Consider the following 16,891-nt stretch of genomic DNA (forward strand, 5'->3'; position numbering starts at 1 on the left):
GTTAACGTTTTTTTAATTTCAAGACGAGTTCTTCATCAGGTGTGACAAAAACTGTTTGTTGGTTTTCATAAATGACAAATCCCGGTTTGGCTCCGTTCGGTTTTTTTACATAGCGGACTTTTGTATAATCAACTGGGACTGAACTTGACTGCCGCGCCTTGCTGAAATAAGCTGCAAGATTAGCTGCTTCCAGAATCGTTTTTTCGGAAGGGTTTTTGGAGCGAATGACAACATGTGAACCAGGAATGTCTTTTGTATGGAGCCAAATGTCGTCTCTTGCAGCAACTTTTCCCGTCAAATATTCATTTTGTTTATTATTTTTGCCTACAAGTATTTCGTCTCCGTCGCTCGATTGATAAGCTTCAAGGATTGGTTTTGCGGTCTTTTTCTTCGTCTGGTTAGTTCTTTTTTTAATATATCCGCCTTCTATCAATTCTTCGCGGATTTCCTCCAAGTCTTTTGGTGAAGCAGTCTCGAGCTGCTGGAGAAGGCGGTCAAAATACTCGATTTCCGCCTTCGTTTTTTCAATTTGTTCGGTTACAAAGGCAATCGAATTTTTCGCTTTTTGATATTTTTGAAAGTAGTTCTGTGCGTTTTCAGATGGAGATTTTAAAGGATCCAATGGGATTTTCACCGTTTTTCCTTCTTCATCATAATAATTGACGACCTCAATGACTTGATCTCCTTTACGAATTTGATGCATGTTGGCCGTCAGAAGCTCTCCGTAAAGCTGAAAGGTTTTCGCTTTTTCCGCCTCTTTAAGCGTGCTTTTTAATTTCAAGATCTTCAATTCGTTTTTCTTCCGTTCATTGGCAATGAACCGCTCTAAATCATGCCCTTGCTGCTTAACTCGATCGCGCTCAGCTTTGCCATAAAAAAATCGATCCAACAGTTCGCTGATTGTTGAAAATGTTTTGGCTTCCCCTGTCATATGTTCAAGCGGTAAAATATAAAAATACTCTTTTTTATCGGTTTTGATCATCTGGGGCTCGATGCTGCCTTCTTGGATCCTTTTCATCATGGAAACAAACGTTTTGGGAACCGTTTCCCGATTGGCGAGGCCGGATCGGAAAATAATTTCCTTGGCGAAAAGCGGTGAAATGCCTGCAAATTGATTGACGATTTGTTGGTCAAGCTTGCCGGCTAAAAAATCCAATTTTTTGAGCACACTTTCTTCCGTTGCTTCGAATGGATTCATTTTACCTTGATCTGGCGGCAATTTGTATGCTTGTCCAGGCATAATCGTTCGGTGGCGATTGACTGCAGGCGGTACGTGTTTAATGCTGTCAATAATCATTTCTTTCTCTTGATCGGCCAAGATGATGTTGCTATGTCTCCCCATGATTTCAACCACTAATTGCTTCCCTGTCAAATCTCCCAATTCGTTGCGTGATTTCACTTGAATGACGATGATCCGATCCATTTCAATCTGCTGAATGTTTTCGATTATGCCGCCTTCCAAATGTTTTCGGAGCAGCATGCAAAACATCGGCGGCTCCGCAGGATTATCATAAGAATGATTCGTTAAATGGATTCGGGCATAACTCGGATGGCTGGAAACAAGGAGTCGATAATTTTGCCCCTTTTTTCGGATTAGCAAAACAAGGTCATATTTGTAAGGCTGGTAAACTTTTGTGATTTTTCCGCCTGTAAGCGCATCGTTCAATTCCTTTTGAATGCAATATGTCAAAATGCCGTCAAAGGCCATCTTTCTTCACCCTTTTTGAATTTGAAATGAAGGAAAAACTTTTTAAATTATAACATTTTTTCGGACAAGGCTGAATATGCTGTTGTTAAAGCGGGGAAAAGCTGATAAGGGGTGTGGAACAAATTTATGAAATGGTACGAGTTATCAGTGGAAGAAGTTTTGCAATCTTTACAGGCAGACCAAAAAAAGGGGTTAACAGAAAAAGAAGCTGAAAAAAGAAGAGCAAAACTAGGATTAAACGAACTTGCGGAAGAACGGCGGCAGTCAAGCCTTTCAATATTTTTGAACCAGTTTAAAGATTTTATGGTTCTTGTTCTTCTTGCGGCCACTGTTATATCTGGGCTGCTTGGAGAATACATCGATGCGGCAGCGATTATTACCATCGTCATCTTAAACGGAATTCTCGGGTTCATTCAGGAACGAAAAGCTGAACAATCGCTGGCTGCTTTGAAAGAGCTGTCAAGCCCGCAAGCAACAGTGCTCAGAAACGGAAAATGGGTGCGCATCCCTTCCAAAGAAATTGTTGTCGGAGATTTTTTGAAATTTAAAAGCGGTGACAGAATTGGGGCGGATGTCCGCTTAATTGAAGCGACAAGCCTTGAAATTGAAGAATCGGCTTTAACAGGAGAATCTGTTCCGGTTGAAAAACATACCCGGTCGCTAACAAATAAGAATGTAACGATTGGTGATATACAAAATATGGCCTTTATGGGAACGCTTGTGACAAAAGGAAACGGGACAGGTGTTGTTGTCGCAACAGGTATGAAAACAGCGATGGGGCAAATTGCAGATCTATTGCAAACTCAAGAACAGCAGTTGACACCCATGCAAAGAAAATTAGAGGAACTAGGTAAAGTCTTAATCGTTGTTGCCATCATGTTGACGATACTGGTCGTCATGATTGGCGTATTGCAAGGACATGACCTTTATAACATGTTTTTGGCAGGCGTATCTCTCGCCGTCGCCGCCATACCAGAAGGGCTGCCGGCAATTGTCACCGTTGCATTGTCTCTTGGTGTACAGCGAATGATTAAAAAAAATTCGATTGTCCGTAAACTTCCAGCTGTTGAAACATTAGGATGCGCTTCCGTCATTTGCTCAGATAAAACGGGAACGATGACGCAAAATCAAATGACCGTTACTGATATATGGATCAGTGGGAAAACATGGAAAGTAACAGGGACGGGTTATCAGCCGCACGGAGATTTCTATGAAAATGGCCAAAAAATTGAACCAAACCAATGCAAACCGCTAAAACAATTGTTAATGTTCGGTATGCTCGCCTCAACAACAGATGTGGTAGAAGAAGATGGGGAATATACGATTGACGGTGACCCAACAGAAGCTGCACTTATTGTTGCAGCAATGAAAGCGGGATTAGCGAAAAAAAGTTTATTGAACCAATTTCAAATTGTGCATGAATTTTCTTTTGATTCAGAACGGAAGATGATGTCAGTCGTGATAAAAGATCAAAGCGGAAAAGCTTATGCGGTGATGAAGGGAGCGCCGGATGTTTTGTTAAAACGTTCGAAGTACGTTTTGTGGAATGAGAAACAAGAAACATTAACGAAAACGATTGAAAAGGAAATCCAACATGCAATCGACCATCAAGCAAGTCAAGCGCTCAGAACCATCGCCATTGCCTATAAACCGCTCCCAAATCCAACTGGCGTGATTTCGCAATCGGAAGCGGAACAGGATATTATTTTTATCGGGATAGAAGGAATGATGGATCCGCCGCGGGCAGAGGTAAAGCAAGCTGTAAAAGAATGTCTTGAAGCAGGCATCAAGACCGTGATGATAACTGGCGATCATGTTATGACAGCAAAGGCGATCGCAAAAGAACTTCATATTTTGCCGCCAAACGGGAAAGTAATGGACGGTTTGACGCTATCAAAACTATCTTTAGAGGAATTGGAGGAAATAGTGGACGACATTTATGTTTTTGCCAGAGTCTCGCCTGAGCATAAATTAAAAATTGTAAAATCATTGCAAAATCGAGGACATATTGTGGCCATGACAGGTGATGGTGTCAATGATGCTCCTGCGATTAAAGCCGCGGACATCGGCATATCCATGGGCATAACTGGCACTGATGTTGCAAAAGAAGCATCATCGCTTATATTGGTCGATGACAATTTCGCAACCATAAAGGCGGCGATTCAAGAAGGAAGAAACATTTATGACAATATTCGCAAATTTATTCGCTATTTGTTGGCTTCCAATGTCGGTGAAATTTTAGTTATGTTGTTTGCGATGATTTTAGCCTTGCCGCTTCCTTTAGTTCCGATCCAAATATTATGGGTGAACCTTGTGACTGACGGCCTGCCTGCAATGGCGCTCGGCCTCGATCCTGCAGAAGGGGATGTACTAAAGAGAAAGCCCCGTGATCCGAAGGAAGGAATTTTTGCAAGAGGTCTTGGGTGGAAAATTTTGTCCCGCGGGTTTCTTATTGGTATTGCCACTTTAACAGTCTTTTACTTGATGTACGAACGAAACCCAGAAAACCTTTCTTATGCCCAAACAGCAGCGTTTGCAACACTCGTGTTGTCGCAGTTGATTTTAGTATTTGATTCAAGAACGGAAAAAACAATTTTCGACCGAAACCCATTCAGCAACATTTATTTATTGCTGGCGGTGTTGTCTTCTTTATTGCTCATGCTTTTTGTCATCTATTATCCGCCGATTCAGCCGATCTTCCAAACAGAATCGATTTTCATGCATGATTGGCTGTTGATCACTTCATTGTCAGCAATGCCCACCTTTTTGCTGGCCGGATCACTTTTAACAAGAAAAAATCGATGAGATATGTTATAATTTTTCAGGTGATAGAGGCATTCTATGACCTTTCTTTTTTTCGTGCGCTTGAACGTCAAAGAACGGAAGTGATGAAATGGTATTAAGCATGACTGGATTTGGCCGTTCCAAAAAGGAAATCGATCAATGGACGATCACCGTTGAGATCAAATCGGTCAATCACCGCTTTTGTGAAATTAGTGTGAGAATGCCGAAAAATTTTTTGGTATTAGAAGAAAAAATAAAAAAAATTATTCAATCCAAAGTCAGCCGGGGGCGAATTGAACTTTATGTCACAATGAACGGCGATGGAATCCTTTCAAGATCTTTAGCAGTCGATTGGAATCTCGCTGATCAATACATAAAAGCCTTTACGGAGTTAAAAAGGAAATATCATTTGCCGGAACCGATCCAACTATCTGACATTGTCAGTCAGGAACATATTTTTGATGTGCGGGAGCAAGCGAATGAAGATGAGGAACTGGAAAAGTTGGTTTTGGAAACTGTCCGTGAAGCGGCTGACAATTTGTTGGAAATGCGCGCCATGGAAGGAAAAAAACTCAAAGACGATTTAGTGAAGCATTTAGATTCCATGGAGCAATTAATAAAGCAAATAAAATCCAGGGCGCATCTAGTATCAAATTTGTATAAAGAAAAGCTAAAAAAGCGTATAGCGGAATTCCTTCAGGGTAATATTGATGAAAATAGAATATTGATGGAAGCCGCTTTGCTTGCAGATAAATCCGACATTACGGAAGAATTGACGAGATTGGAAAGCCATGTCATTCAATTTAAAGAGACGATGAAGAAATCAGAGCCGACTGGCCGGAAGCTGGATTTTATCGTTCAGGAAATGAACCGTGAAGCGAATACAATCGGCGCCAAAGGCAATGACTCATCGATAGCAAAATTTGTAGTCGAATTAAAAAGCATTATTGAAAAATTAAAAGAACAAGTTCAAAATATTGAATAAGAGGCCTTTTTTAAGGGGGACGCATAATGGGGATTAAATTGATCAACATCGGCTTTGGTAATATCGTCTCTGCAAACCGGATTATCTCGATCGTAAGCCCCGAATCAGCTCCGATTAAGCGGATGATTCAAGATGCAAGAGACAGGGGAATGCTGATTGATGCGACATATGGAAGAAGAACGAGAGCTGTTGTCATCATGGATTCTGATCATGTCATTTTATCAGCCGTCCAGCCCGAAACAGTGGCGCAAAGATTGTCGAATAAGGATGAGCTGTCAGAGGAAGGGTAGGGTATTTTGATGCAAAGAAAGAATAGAGGCTTGTTAATTGTATTATCAGGCCCTTCCGGAGTAGGAAAGGGAACTGTCAGAAAGGCGCTGTTTTCGCAAAAAGATGTCGATTTCCAGTACTCCATCTCCGTTACGACGAGAAAACCTCGGGAAGGCGAAAAAGATGGAATTGACTATTTCTTTAAAACGCGCGAGCAATTCGAACAAATGATTAAAGAAAATAAACTGCTTGAATGGGCGGAATATGTCGGCAATTACTATGGAACACCTGTCGAATATGTGGAAAAAACACTTGAAGAAGGAAAAGATGTTTTCCTTGAAATAGAGGTGCAAGGGGCTCTTCAAGTAAAAAAATCTTTTCCTGACGGATTGTTTATCTTTCTAATACCGCCGAGTCTTGAAGAGCTGAAAAACCGCATTACTGGAAGAGGCACGGAATCAGACAACTTAATTAATGACCGGATGAAGGTGGCTCGAAAAGAAATTGATATGATGGATGCCTACGATTATGTCGTAGTGAATGATAAGGTAGAACTGGCATGTGAACGCATCAAAGCAATTGTTACAGCGGAACATTGCAAAAGAGAACGTGTCGCCAAATTGTATAAACAGTTATTGGAGGTTGATGAATGATGCTTTATCCATCGATTGATTCTTTGTTAGAGCGGATTAATTCAAAATATACATTAGTGACGGTTGCAGCTAAACGAGCGCGGCAAATGCAGCAAAACAATGATCAACAAATAGAAAAACCGAAATCAATCAAATATGTTGGAAAATCATTGGAAGAAATCGATGCTGGGCTTCTAACCTATGAAATAAGCGAAAAATAGTTGCCTGCCTTTTTAACAACCTAGTCCATAGGTTGTTATTTTTTTCAATGACAGGGGGAATACAAATGGCATTTAAGAAAAACATTTTGCTCTGTGTAACAGGAGGAATTGCTGGATATAAAGCCGCTGCTTTGACAAGCAAGTTGGTGCAGGCCGGGTTTGATGTAAAGGTGATAATGACCGAATCTGCCCGGCAATTTGTCACTCCGCTGACATTTCAAGTGCTTTCCCGAAATGAAGTGTATTTCGACACGTTTGATGAAAAAAATGCGGAAGTGATCGCCCATATTGATTTAGCTGATTGGGCTGACTTGGTTTTAGTTGCCCCGGCCACAGCCAATATGATCGGCAAGCTAGCCTCAGGCATTGCGGATGATATGGTTACAACAACATTGCTTGCCACAACGGCGCCGGTTTGGATTGCTCCGGCGATGAATGTTCACATGTATGAGCATCCGGCAGTCAAACGAAACATTGAAATCTTATACAGAGACGGTTATCGTTTTATCGAACCGCAGGAAGGGCGCCTAGCCTGCGGATATGTCGGAAAAGGCCGGCTGGAGGAACCGGAAACTATCATTGAATTGCTAAAGAAATATTTTAACGAACAACCGCCACATGTTTTCAAAAATAAAACGATCCTTATCACCGCTGGGCCAACGCGGGAAAAGGTAGACCCCGTCCGCTTTTTTTCCAACCATTCATCGGGAAAAATGGGCTTTGCCATTGCCGAGCAGGCTGTTTTGCGAGGCGCTCGCGTCATTTTAATTTCCGGCCCGACGGCACTTACACCGCCAAAAGATGTGACATTCGTGCCTGTTGAAAGTTCTGAGGACATGTACCAAGCCGTTTTTCAATATTTTGATGAGGCGGATATTGTGATTAAAGCTGCTGCGGTCAGCGATTATAAACCGAAAAAAACGTATGACCAAAAACTGAAAAAAACTGGAGATTCAATGACGATCGAAATGGAACGAACGGTCGATATTTTAAAAACACTTGGAGGACGGAAAGGGGACAAATTGCTGATTGGATTTGCAGCTGAAACAAACAATGTTGAACAATATGCAATGAAAAAGCTTTCGGAAAAAAACTTGGATTTTATCGTTGCCAATAATGTCAGTGAAGAGGGAGCCGGGTTTCAAACGGATACAAATATTGTCACCATCTATAAAAGAAACGGCGAAAAGGCTTCATATCCGCTTATGTCCAAAAAAGAAGTGGCGGATGTCATTTTAACGGAAATTGAAAAGACCATGAAGGGTGAGTAAATTATGCAATATGCTAGTGTTGTGGTCGATGTCCCTGCGCAAGGAACGGACAAGCCGTTTGATTATATAGTGCCTGATAAATGGAAAAACATCATTCAGCCCGGAATGAGGGTCATTGTTCCGTTTGGCTTCCGCAAACTATCCGGATTTGTCGTGGAACTGAAGAACGAAACATCGATTGATACCGTGAAGCCAATTCAATCGCTATTGGATCCTGTTCCTGTTTTAAACAAAGAGCTTTTGCAGTTGGGAGATTGGTTGAGCGAAACGACGCTTTGCTACAAAATTGCGGCTTATCAAGCAATGCTCCCTGCGGCCATGAAAGCAAAGTACACAAAAGAAGTGAAAGCTGTCGCTGGCGCTGATTTATTCCAACTTCCTCCGCTAATTCGCCAAAGGTTAGAAAAAAAAGGAACCCTTTCTTGGAATGAACTGGATGAAAACAGTCTCTCATTGATTCAAAAGGAAATCGAAAAAGGCAACTTGGAGGTCGATTATCGAGTTGAGCAAAAAGAAAAAAAGCTGACGACAAAATATATTAAGCCCAATTTAGCGATTGAAGAAATGCAGCGGCAAAAAGACGAGCTTCCCAAAAATGCGCGGAAGCAGCTAGAACTATTGCAATATTTTATTGCTCATCCAAAACCGATCTTATTGCAAGAATTGACAAAAATTGTAAACTGTACACATACCACGGTAAAAGCGCTGGTGAACAAAAATATTTTAGTAGAAGAAGTGTTGGAAATATATCGGGATCCGCTAAAGGATCAATCATTCAAAAAAACGGAGCCTCTCCTGCTGACAGCTGAGCAGGAGCGGGTGTTAAAGCCGATTTTGCAAAAAATAAACAAAAGCGAACATGAAGTTTTTTTAATGTTCGGCGTTACAGGAAGCGGAAAAACGGAAATTTATTTGCAGGCGATCGATGAAGTTTTAAAAGAAGGAAAAGAAGCGATTGTCCTTGTTCCGGAAATTTCTTTAACGCCGCAAATGGTGCACAGATTTAAAAGCAGGTTCGGCAGCCAAGTAGCCGTTTTGCATAGCGGATTGTCCAGAGGCGAAAAATTTGATGAATGGCGAAAAATATACCGCGGTGAAGCTAAGCTGGTCGTAGGGGCTCGATCAGCCGTTTTTGCCCCGTTCCAAAACATCGGCATCATTATCATTGATGAAGAACATGAAGCAAGCTATAAACAAGAAGACACCCCGAGGTATCATGCACGGGATGTCGCCATCTACAGAGGGAACTACCACAACTGTCCAGTCGTGCTAGGGAGCGCGACGCCGACGCTGGAGTCCTATGCAAGAGCGCAAAAAGGCGTATACACGCTGCTAACCTTAAAAGAACGGGTAAACAAGCGGCCGCTGCCGCAAGTCCATGTTGTTGATATGCGGGAAGAAATGAGAAAAGGAAACAGGACGATGTTTTCCGAGCGGCTGTTTGACTTGTTGAAAGATCGTTTGGAAAAAAAGGAGCAATCCGTTCTGTTGTTAAACAAACGCGGCTATTCTTCCTTTGTCATGTGCCGGAATTGCGGATATGTTTTGCAATGCCCTCATTGCGATATATCGCTCACATACCATCGCCATGGCGAAAAAATGAAATGTCATTATTGCGATTTTGAAACGGCTATGCCTTTCCGCTGCCCTGATTGCGGAAGCGAACATATTCGTTTCTTTGGCACCGGAACACAACGAATCGAGGAAGAACTATCCAAGCTCCTTCCAGAGGCTCGGGTTATTCGCATGGACGTCGATACGACGAGTCGAAAGGGAATGCATGAAAAATTGCTTCGTCAGTTCGGCGATCATCAAGCGGACATTTTATTGGGCACGCAAATGATCGCGAAAGGCCTCGATTTTCCGAACGTCACTTTAGTTGGTGTTCTTTCGGCCGACACGATGCTTCATCTCCCTGACTTTCGAGCAAGTGAAAAAACGTTTCAATTGCTGACCCAAGTGAGCGGAAGGGCAGGCCGTCATGAACTTCCCGGGGAAGTGGTCATTCAAACGTACACGCCTGAGCATTACAGCATTCAATTGGCCAGCAAGCATGATTATGAAGCATTTTACCGCAAGGAAATGTTGGCGAGAAAATCGTTTGCTTATCCTCCTTATTATTTTCTTGTTTTGATAACTGTTTCGCATCCAGATGTATTAAAAACCGTGGAAGTAACGGAAAAAATCGGGCAATTTTTGCGAAAGCATTTGTCGAACGCCGCCCAAATATTAGGCCCGGTCAGTTCCCCAATTTCTCGGGTGAATGATAGATATCGCTATCAATGCATGATAAAATACAAACGGGAAAAAAACTTGTATGAAACGCTAAAAAAGATCTTTACTGTTTATGGGCAAGATTCCCAATCCCAGTTAAAAATAACGATTGATGTAAATCCGCATTCACTTATGTAAACACGGAGGATTTGAACTTGGCTATTTTGCAAATTGTTACGTATCCAAATAAACTTCTTGAAAAAAAGTGCAAAAAAGTGGCTGACTTTGATGAACGCCTTTGGTTATTGCTGGATGATATGTATGACACAATGGTCGAGGCGGACGGTGTCGGCCTTGCCGCTCCGCAAGTCGGCATATTAGAGCAAATTGCCGTCATCGATGCCGGCGATGAAAACGGAAAAATCGAATTGATCAATCCCGTGTTGATTGAAAAGCGCGGCAACGAAAACGGCATAGAAGGATGTTTAAGCATTCCGGGGATCTATGGAGAGGTCAAAAGAGCTTCCTTCATAAAAATAAAAGCTCAAGACCGAATGGGAAAAGCGTTTATACTCGAAGCTTCCGGTTTTTTAGCAAGGGTCATCCAGCACGAAATGGATCACTTAAATGGTGTTTTATTCACAACAAAAGCAGCGGAGTTATTTGACGAAGATGAGTTGGAAACAATAGAAGGGTGATGGCTATGGCGAAAATAGTATTTATGGGAACGCCTGATTTTGCGGTTCCCATCCTGAATCGATTGATCGAAGACGGCTATGAAATTTGTGCGGTTGTCACACAGCCGGATCGTCCGAAAGGAAGAAAAAAACAATTGACTCCCCCGCCTGTTAAAGTTGCGGCCGAAGCCAGCGGCATTCCAGTGCTTCAACCGGAAAGAATCCGTCAAAAAGAGGAAATGGAAAAGGTTTTAAAAATGAATCCGGACTTGATCGTAACGGCAGCTTTTGGACAAATTTTGCCTAAAGAAATATTACAGGCACCGAAATTTGGCTGCGTGAATGTCCATGCTTCACTTCTCCCTGAATTACGTGGAGGCGCGCCGATTCATTACGCCATATTAGAAGGGAAAAAGAAAACAGGCGTAACCATTATGTATATGGCGGAAAAATTGGATGCCGGGGACATTTTAACCCAAGTTGAAGTTCCGATTGATGAGCGGGACACGGTGGGTACATTGCATGATAAACTGAGTGAAGCAGGTGCCAAGCTGCTTGCGGAAACTTTGCCGCTGCTTTTGGAAAACAAGATTGCTCCGATACCGCAAGAAGAAGAAAAAGCGACCTTTGCGTGGAACATTAAGAGGGAGCAAGAAAAAATCGATTGGACGAAAACAGGTGAGGATGTTTACAATCATATTCGCGGCTTAAATCCTTGGCCTGTTGCGTATTCCGTTTTAAACGGAAAGACGATGAAAATTTGGTGGGGGGAAAAAGTTCCGTCTCCAAAACACGAAAAACCCGGAACGATCCTTTCCGTTGAACATGACGGGCTTGTCGTGGCAACGGGCAATGAGACGGCCATTAAAATTACAGAACTTCAGCCTTCAGGCAAGAAAAAAATGAGCGGTGAACAATTTTTAAGAGGAACACAAATAAAAACAGGGATGAAATTTGAATGAAAAAAAGAAATGTTCGAGAAGCGGCGCTTGATCTTTTGCTTGCGATTGAAAAAAAACAAGCGTACAGTCATTTACAGTTAAAGGCATATATCGAAAAACATGATCTTTCCCCAAAAGACATTGGACTATTGACAGAGCTTGTTTATGGCACGATTCAACGGAAGATGACACTTGATTATTATTTATCGCATTTTCTGAAAACAACCGCAAAATTGAGCGATTGGGTAATTCTGCTATTAAGAATTTCCCTTTATCAGATGGTTTATTTAGACCGCATTCCCGACAGGGCGGTTCTTTATGAGGCGGTCGAAATTGCCAAAAAAAGGGGGCATCCGGGCATTGCCTCGTTCGTCAATGGTGTTTTGCGCAATGTTCAGCGAAAAGGACTTCCGCCCATGGATGTCATAAACGATCCGCTGGAGCGCATTTCCATCAAAACAAGCACACCAAAATGGCTTGTGGAGCGTCTTTCCAAGCAATACGGGTTGGGAGAAACGGAAAAAATATTAATGGCGCAGCTTTCGCCGGCGCGGCAAACCGCCAGAGTCAACCGCCTGAAAGCAGATGTTCCTCAAGTTTTGCAGGCGCTTGATGAGGAAGGGATTGATGCGAAGAAAGGCAAGCTTGTCGATGAGGCCATTTATGCGGTCAAAGGCAATTTAGCCAAATCAAAAGCTTACAAAAACGGGTGGATCACTATTCAAGATGAAAGTTCCATGCTTGTGGCCAAAGCATTAAACGTTAAAGAAGGAGATCATGTTTTGGATGCATGTGCAGCACCCGGAGGAAAGTCCACGCATATCGGTGAAATCCTGAATAATACCGGAAAAGTCGTTTCCCTTGACTTGCATGAACATAAAATTCAATTGATTGAAAAACAGGCGCATCGTTTGGGGCTTGCAAATGTGGAAGCGAGAGTGCTCGACAGCCGATTTGTTGCCGAACATTTTCCGCCGTCTACTTTTGATAAAATATTAGTAGATGCACCTTGCAGCGGATTCGGCGTCATCCGAAAAAAACCGGAAATCAAGTATACGAAGACGAAAGAGGGGATTTTTTCCCTTATTTCCGTCCAAAAAGAGATTTTAAGAGCAGCTTCGCATTTGCTGAAGCCAAACGGCATTCTTGTTTATAGTACTTGCACTATCGACCGGGAGGAAAATGATGGGGTCATCAAGTCGTTTTTGCAAGATCATGAGGATTTTGAATTGGATGATACAATGTCAGAACGAATGCCGGTGCAAGTCAAACAGTACATTGAAGGCGGAAAGCTGCAAATGTTGCCCCATTATTTTGAAACGGACGGCTTTTTTATTGCGGCATTAAGAAAGAAGGTAGGAAGCTGATGGAACAACGAAAAGTTAGAAGCAAATTAAGGAAAGAACAAGAAAAAACGGCAACATCCATCTATTCATTGGAATTCGCTGATTTGAAAGAATGGCTGAAAGAGCAGAACGAAAAAAGCTTTCGGGCTGCACAAATTTTTGACTGGCTTTACCAGAAGCGGGTTTCTTCTTTTGATGAAATGACTAATCTTTCCAAAGAATTGCGGGAGAAATTGAAGAAGCATTTTGAACTGACCACTTTCAAAACGGTTGCAAATCAAACTTCCAAAGACGGGACAATGAAATTTCTTTTTGAACTTTATGACGGATACACAATTGAAACGGTGCTCATGAGGCACAACTACGGGAATTCTGTCTGCGTGACAACACAAGTAGGATGCAGAATCGGTTGTACGTTTTGCGCTTCCACACTGGGTGGTTTAAAAAGAAATTTGCAGACGGGAGAAATTGTTGCCCAAGTCGTCAAAGTACAGCAAATGTTGGATGAATTAGGGGAAAGAGTAAGCCATGTTGTCATTATGGGAATCGGAGAGCCGTTTGACAATTATGACGCAATGCTTTCATTTTTGAAAATCATCAATGACGAAAAAGGATTAAATATTGGCGCCCGCCACATAACGGTTTCCACAAGCGGCATCATTCCGAAAATTTATCAGTTCGCTGATGAAAATTTGCAGATCAATTTTGCTATTTCATTACATGCGCCCAATACGGAGCTGCGGACAAAACTCATGCCTATTAACAAAGCATATAAGCTCCCCGATTTGATGGAAGCAGTGAAATACTATATCGAGAAAACCGGCCGGCGCGTTTCTTTCGAATATGGCCTTTTCGGCGGTGTAAATGACCAAGTGGAGCATGCGCTTGAGCTGGCAAATCTCATAAAAGGATTAAAATGCCATGTCAACTTAATTCCCGTCAACTATGTGCCGGAGAGAAACTATGTTCGCACGAGCAGAAATCAAATTTTCAGGTTTGAACGGACGCTGAAACAGCAGGGAATCCTTGTGACGATTCGCAGAGAACACGGACATGATATCGATGCGGCATGCGGACAATTAAGGGCGAAAGAGCGGAAAATGGAGACGAGGTGAACCAATGAAAACGGCGGTTATTACGGATAAAGGGAAAGTGAGAACCCATAATGAGGATGCTGTTGGTGTGTTTTCAAATGAACACGGCCAGCTGCTAGCTGTCGTTGCCGATGGGATGGGCGGTCATCAGGCAGGCGATGTTGCCAGCAAAATGACGATTGAATATTTTGAACAAGGCTGGAAGCGATCGGAGCGGGTTAATACTCCAGAACAGGCTGAAAACTGGCTGCTGGAAAATATCCAGAAGGTGAATAACATCCTTTTAACGTATGCCACTGAACATATTGATTGCAAAGGAATGGGAACGACAATTGTGGCAGCCATCTGTACGGAAAACTTCGCAACCGTTGCCCATATTGGTGACAGCAGGTGTTATTTGTTGAATAGTGCTGGCTTCACTCAAATAACAGATGATCACTCATTGGTGAACGAGCTGGTTAAATCAGGGCAAATATCGAAAGAAGATGCGAAAGAACATCCGCGAAAAAATATTTTATTGAAAGCTCTTGGAACAGAGCAGTCAGTTTATCCTGACATGAAAACGATTGATTTGGAAGAAAACGATTATTTGCTCCTTTGTTCTGATGGTCTTTCTAATAAAGTGCAAGATGACCAAATGGCAGCGGTTTTAACCTCCAAGCAATCACTTCAAGAAAAAGCAGAACAGTTGATTCGCCTTGCCAATGAAAACGGCGGTGATGACAACATTTCCTTAATCCTTTGCCACCATGTAAATGTTAAAGAGAGGGATCAAACATGCTGATTGGCAAAAGGATTAGCGGAAGGTATAAAATTCTTGAAGTAATTGGCGGAGGAGGAATGGCAAACGTCTACTTAGCAAGGGACATCATATTAGAAAGAGATGTTGCCATCAAGATTTTAAGATTAGATTTTGCCAACAATGATGAATTCATTCGCAGATTCAGAAGGGAAGCCCAATCGGCGACCAGCCTTGATCATCCTAATATAGTCAGTATTTATGATGTTGGGGAAGAGGACGATATTTACTATATCGTCATGGAGTATGTAAAAGGACAAACATTAAAGCAATACATACAACAAAACGCGCCGTTAGACCCAAGAGAAGCATTAAAAATTATGGAACAGATTGTTTCGGCGATTGCCCACGCCCATGATAATCAGATTGTTCACCGTGATATAAAACCGCATAATATATTAATTGATAATGTCGGAAACATTAAAGTGACCGATTTCGGCATCGCGATGGCGCTGACATCGACAACGATCACACATACGAATTCCGTTTTGGGTTCTGTCCATTATTTATCGCCGGAGCAGGCGAGAGGACAAATAGCTACGAAAAAGTCTGATATTTATTCTCTCGGTATTGTATTATACGAAATGTTGACAGGCAGGCTTCCTTTCGACGGGGAATCCGCTGTTTCCATTGCTTTGAAGCACTTGCAGGCTGAAGCGCCGTCAGCGAAAAGGTGGAATCCCGACATCCCGCAAAGCGTCGAAAATATTATTCTTAAAGCGATGGCCAAAGACCCGATGCATCGCTATTCTTCCGCAGAAGAAATGGCGGAGGATATCAGGACGGCCTTCGATGCGGATCGCTTAAATGAACAAAAATTTACCATTCCAAACGATGAAGAAAAAACGATCACTCACCCGATCCTGTTTGATGACATAAAGGATGCGAGCGATGAAACGATCATTCATCACCCGAATGATCGACCGCATGGCCAAGACAATCATCAAGTTCAAGACGAAAAAGAAAACAAGCCTAAACGAAAAAAACGCAAATGGTGGAAAATTTTATTGATTGCTGCCGTTGTTTTCATCGTTGCGATCATGTCGGCGTTGTTTGTTTTGCCGAAATTCTTTCTGCCGAAAGATATCGAAATTCCGGATGTTTCAGGCAAAAAATATGAAGAAGCTGTCCAACTGCTGTTGGAAGAAGGTTTGAAAGTCAATGACCCGATTTTGCTTGAAAACGATGAAGTCGAAGAAGGATATGTCATCCGCACTGAACCGGAAGCAGGAAGCATAGTGAAGGAAGGTTCCGCCGTTACCATTTATGAAAGCTTAGGAAAAGAGAAGGAGACGCTTGATAATTACATCGGCCAAGATATCGAACGCGTTCGAAACCTGCTGGAAACAAAAGGATTTACCAACATTACGGTGTTGGAAGAATACAGTGATGAAGAAGAAGGTACGATCATCGATCAATCACCAGAAGAAGGTGCGGAGCTGGTGCCTGATGAAGATGAAATTACGTTGACAGTAAGCAAAGGGCCAAGAAAAATTTCCCTTGCCGATCTAACGGGATATAGTGAAGAAGCCGTCAAAGCCTACGTGAATGAACAAAATTTATCCTTAACAACAAAGCAGGAACATTCAGATACAGTTCCTGAAGGCCAAGTCATCTCTCAATCTCCAAAAGCTGGGGAAGAAGTGCTTCCTGGGGAGAAAATAGAAGTTGTGTTTTCACTGGGGCCTGAAGAAAAACCGAACAAAACGGTTGTCAAGGAAGTGGACATTCCTTTTGATCCGGCCGTTTATGGAGAAGAAGCAGAGGCGAGCATTTATATTAACGATGCTAACCATTCCATAGATAAACCGTTTGAGACCTTTAAAATATCAGCGCCGACGACTAGAAAAATTGAACTTGAGATCAAGCCGGACCAATCCGCTTATTATCAGGTGTTTTTGAATAACCAACTATTGAAAACAGAAACGGTTTCATATCCAGAAGATTGA

Annotated in this window: 14 protein-coding genes; 13 read left to right on the forward strand and 1 reads right to left on the reverse strand. The window is 42.3% G+C overall.

Annotation, left to right across the window (positions count from 1 at the left end):
• Position 1 precedes the first annotated feature (1 nt).
• Positions 2 to 1,708 carry an Rqc2 family fibronectin-binding protein gene (locus AC0KTX_RS00610; protein WP_474250283.1) on the reverse strand — a complete coding sequence of 569 codons (1,707 nt, stop codon included), beginning with the start codon at positions 1,706 to 1,708 and terminating at the stop codon, positions 2 to 4.
• A gap of 126 nt (positions 1,709 to 1,834) precedes the next feature.
• Here AC0KTX_RS00610 and AC0KTX_RS00615 point away from each other — a divergent pair, with 126 nt between their 5' ends.
• From AC0KTX_RS00615 to pknB, 13 genes are all read left to right on the forward strand, one after another.
• Positions 1,835 to 4,513, forward strand: a complete 2,679-nt coding sequence (locus tag AC0KTX_RS00615) for a cation-translocating P-type ATPase (protein ID WP_474250284.1) — start codon at positions 1,835 to 1,837, stop codon at positions 4,511 to 4,513.
• A gap of 88 nt (positions 4,514 to 4,601) precedes the next feature.
• A complete protein-coding gene (locus AC0KTX_RS00620) occupies positions 4,602 to 5,477 on the forward strand; it encodes a YicC/YloC family endoribonuclease (RefSeq protein ID WP_474250285.1) in 876 nt (291 codons plus the stop codon).
• Positions 5,478 to 5,503: 26 nt separating this feature from the next.
• Positions 5,504 to 5,767, forward strand: a complete 264-nt coding sequence (gene remA, locus AC0KTX_RS00625; protein WP_474250286.1) for an extracellular matrix/biofilm regulator RemA — start codon at positions 5,504 to 5,506, stop codon at positions 5,765 to 5,767.
• A gap of 9 nt (positions 5,768 to 5,776) precedes the next feature.
• A complete protein-coding gene (gene gmk, locus AC0KTX_RS00630; RefSeq protein WP_474250287.1) occupies positions 5,777 to 6,400 on the forward strand; it encodes a guanylate kinase in 624 nt (207 codons plus the stop codon).
• Complete coding sequence (gene rpoZ, locus AC0KTX_RS00635; protein ID WP_474250432.1) at positions 6,400 to 6,600, forward strand: DNA-directed RNA polymerase subunit omega; 201 nt, start codon at positions 6,400 to 6,402, stop codon at positions 6,598 to 6,600. The genes gmk and rpoZ overlap by 1 nt, the downstream gene beginning before the upstream one ends.
• Before the next feature lie 65 nt (positions 6,601 to 6,665).
• Positions 6,666 to 7,871: a bifunctional phosphopantothenoylcysteine decarboxylase/phosphopantothenate--cysteine ligase CoaBC gene (gene coaBC, locus AC0KTX_RS00640; RefSeq protein ID WP_474250288.1), complete on the forward strand. Its 1,206-nt coding sequence runs from the start codon at positions 6,666 to 6,668 to the stop codon at positions 7,869 to 7,871.
• Positions 7,872 to 7,874: 3 nt separating this feature from the next.
• On the forward strand, positions 7,875 to 10,283 hold the full coding sequence (priA, locus tag AC0KTX_RS00645; RefSeq protein WP_474250289.1) for a primosomal protein N': 2,409 nt from the start codon (positions 7,875 to 7,877) through the stop codon (positions 10,281 to 10,283).
• Positions 10,284 to 10,300: 17 nt separating this feature from the next.
• A complete protein-coding gene (gene def / locus AC0KTX_RS00650) occupies positions 10,301 to 10,783 on the forward strand; it encodes a peptide deformylase (protein ID WP_474250290.1) in 483 nt (160 codons plus the stop codon).
• Positions 10,784 to 10,788: 5 nt separating this feature from the next.
• Positions 10,789 to 11,724, forward strand: a complete 936-nt coding sequence (gene fmt / locus AC0KTX_RS00655; protein ID WP_474250291.1) for a methionyl-tRNA formyltransferase — start codon at positions 10,789 to 10,791, stop codon at positions 11,722 to 11,724.
• Complete coding sequence (rsmB, locus tag AC0KTX_RS00660) at positions 11,721 to 13,070, forward strand: 16S rRNA (cytosine(967)-C(5))-methyltransferase RsmB (protein ID WP_474250292.1); 1,350 nt, start codon at positions 11,721 to 11,723, stop codon at positions 13,068 to 13,070. Before fmt ends, rsmB begins: the two co-directional genes overlap by 4 nt.
• Positions 13,070 to 14,164, forward strand: coding sequence for a dual-specificity RNA methyltransferase RlmN (gene rlmN / locus AC0KTX_RS00665; RefSeq protein WP_474250293.1), 1,095 nt, complete (start codon positions 13,070 to 13,072; stop codon positions 14,162 to 14,164). Before rsmB ends, rlmN begins: the two co-directional genes overlap by 1 nt.
• A 4-nt stretch (positions 14,165 to 14,168) precedes the next feature.
• Positions 14,169 to 14,927 carry a Stp1/IreP family PP2C-type Ser/Thr phosphatase gene (locus tag AC0KTX_RS00670; protein ID WP_474250294.1) on the forward strand — a complete coding sequence of 253 codons (759 nt, stop codon included), beginning with the start codon at positions 14,169 to 14,171 and terminating at the stop codon, positions 14,925 to 14,927.
• Complete coding sequence (gene pknB, locus AC0KTX_RS00675; RefSeq protein WP_474250295.1) at positions 14,921 to 16,891, forward strand: Stk1 family PASTA domain-containing Ser/Thr kinase; 1,971 nt, start codon at positions 14,921 to 14,923, stop codon at positions 16,889 to 16,891. The genes AC0KTX_RS00670 and pknB overlap by 7 nt, the downstream gene beginning before the upstream one ends.

The organism is Aeribacillus sp. JST-2 (assembly GCF_056032925.1).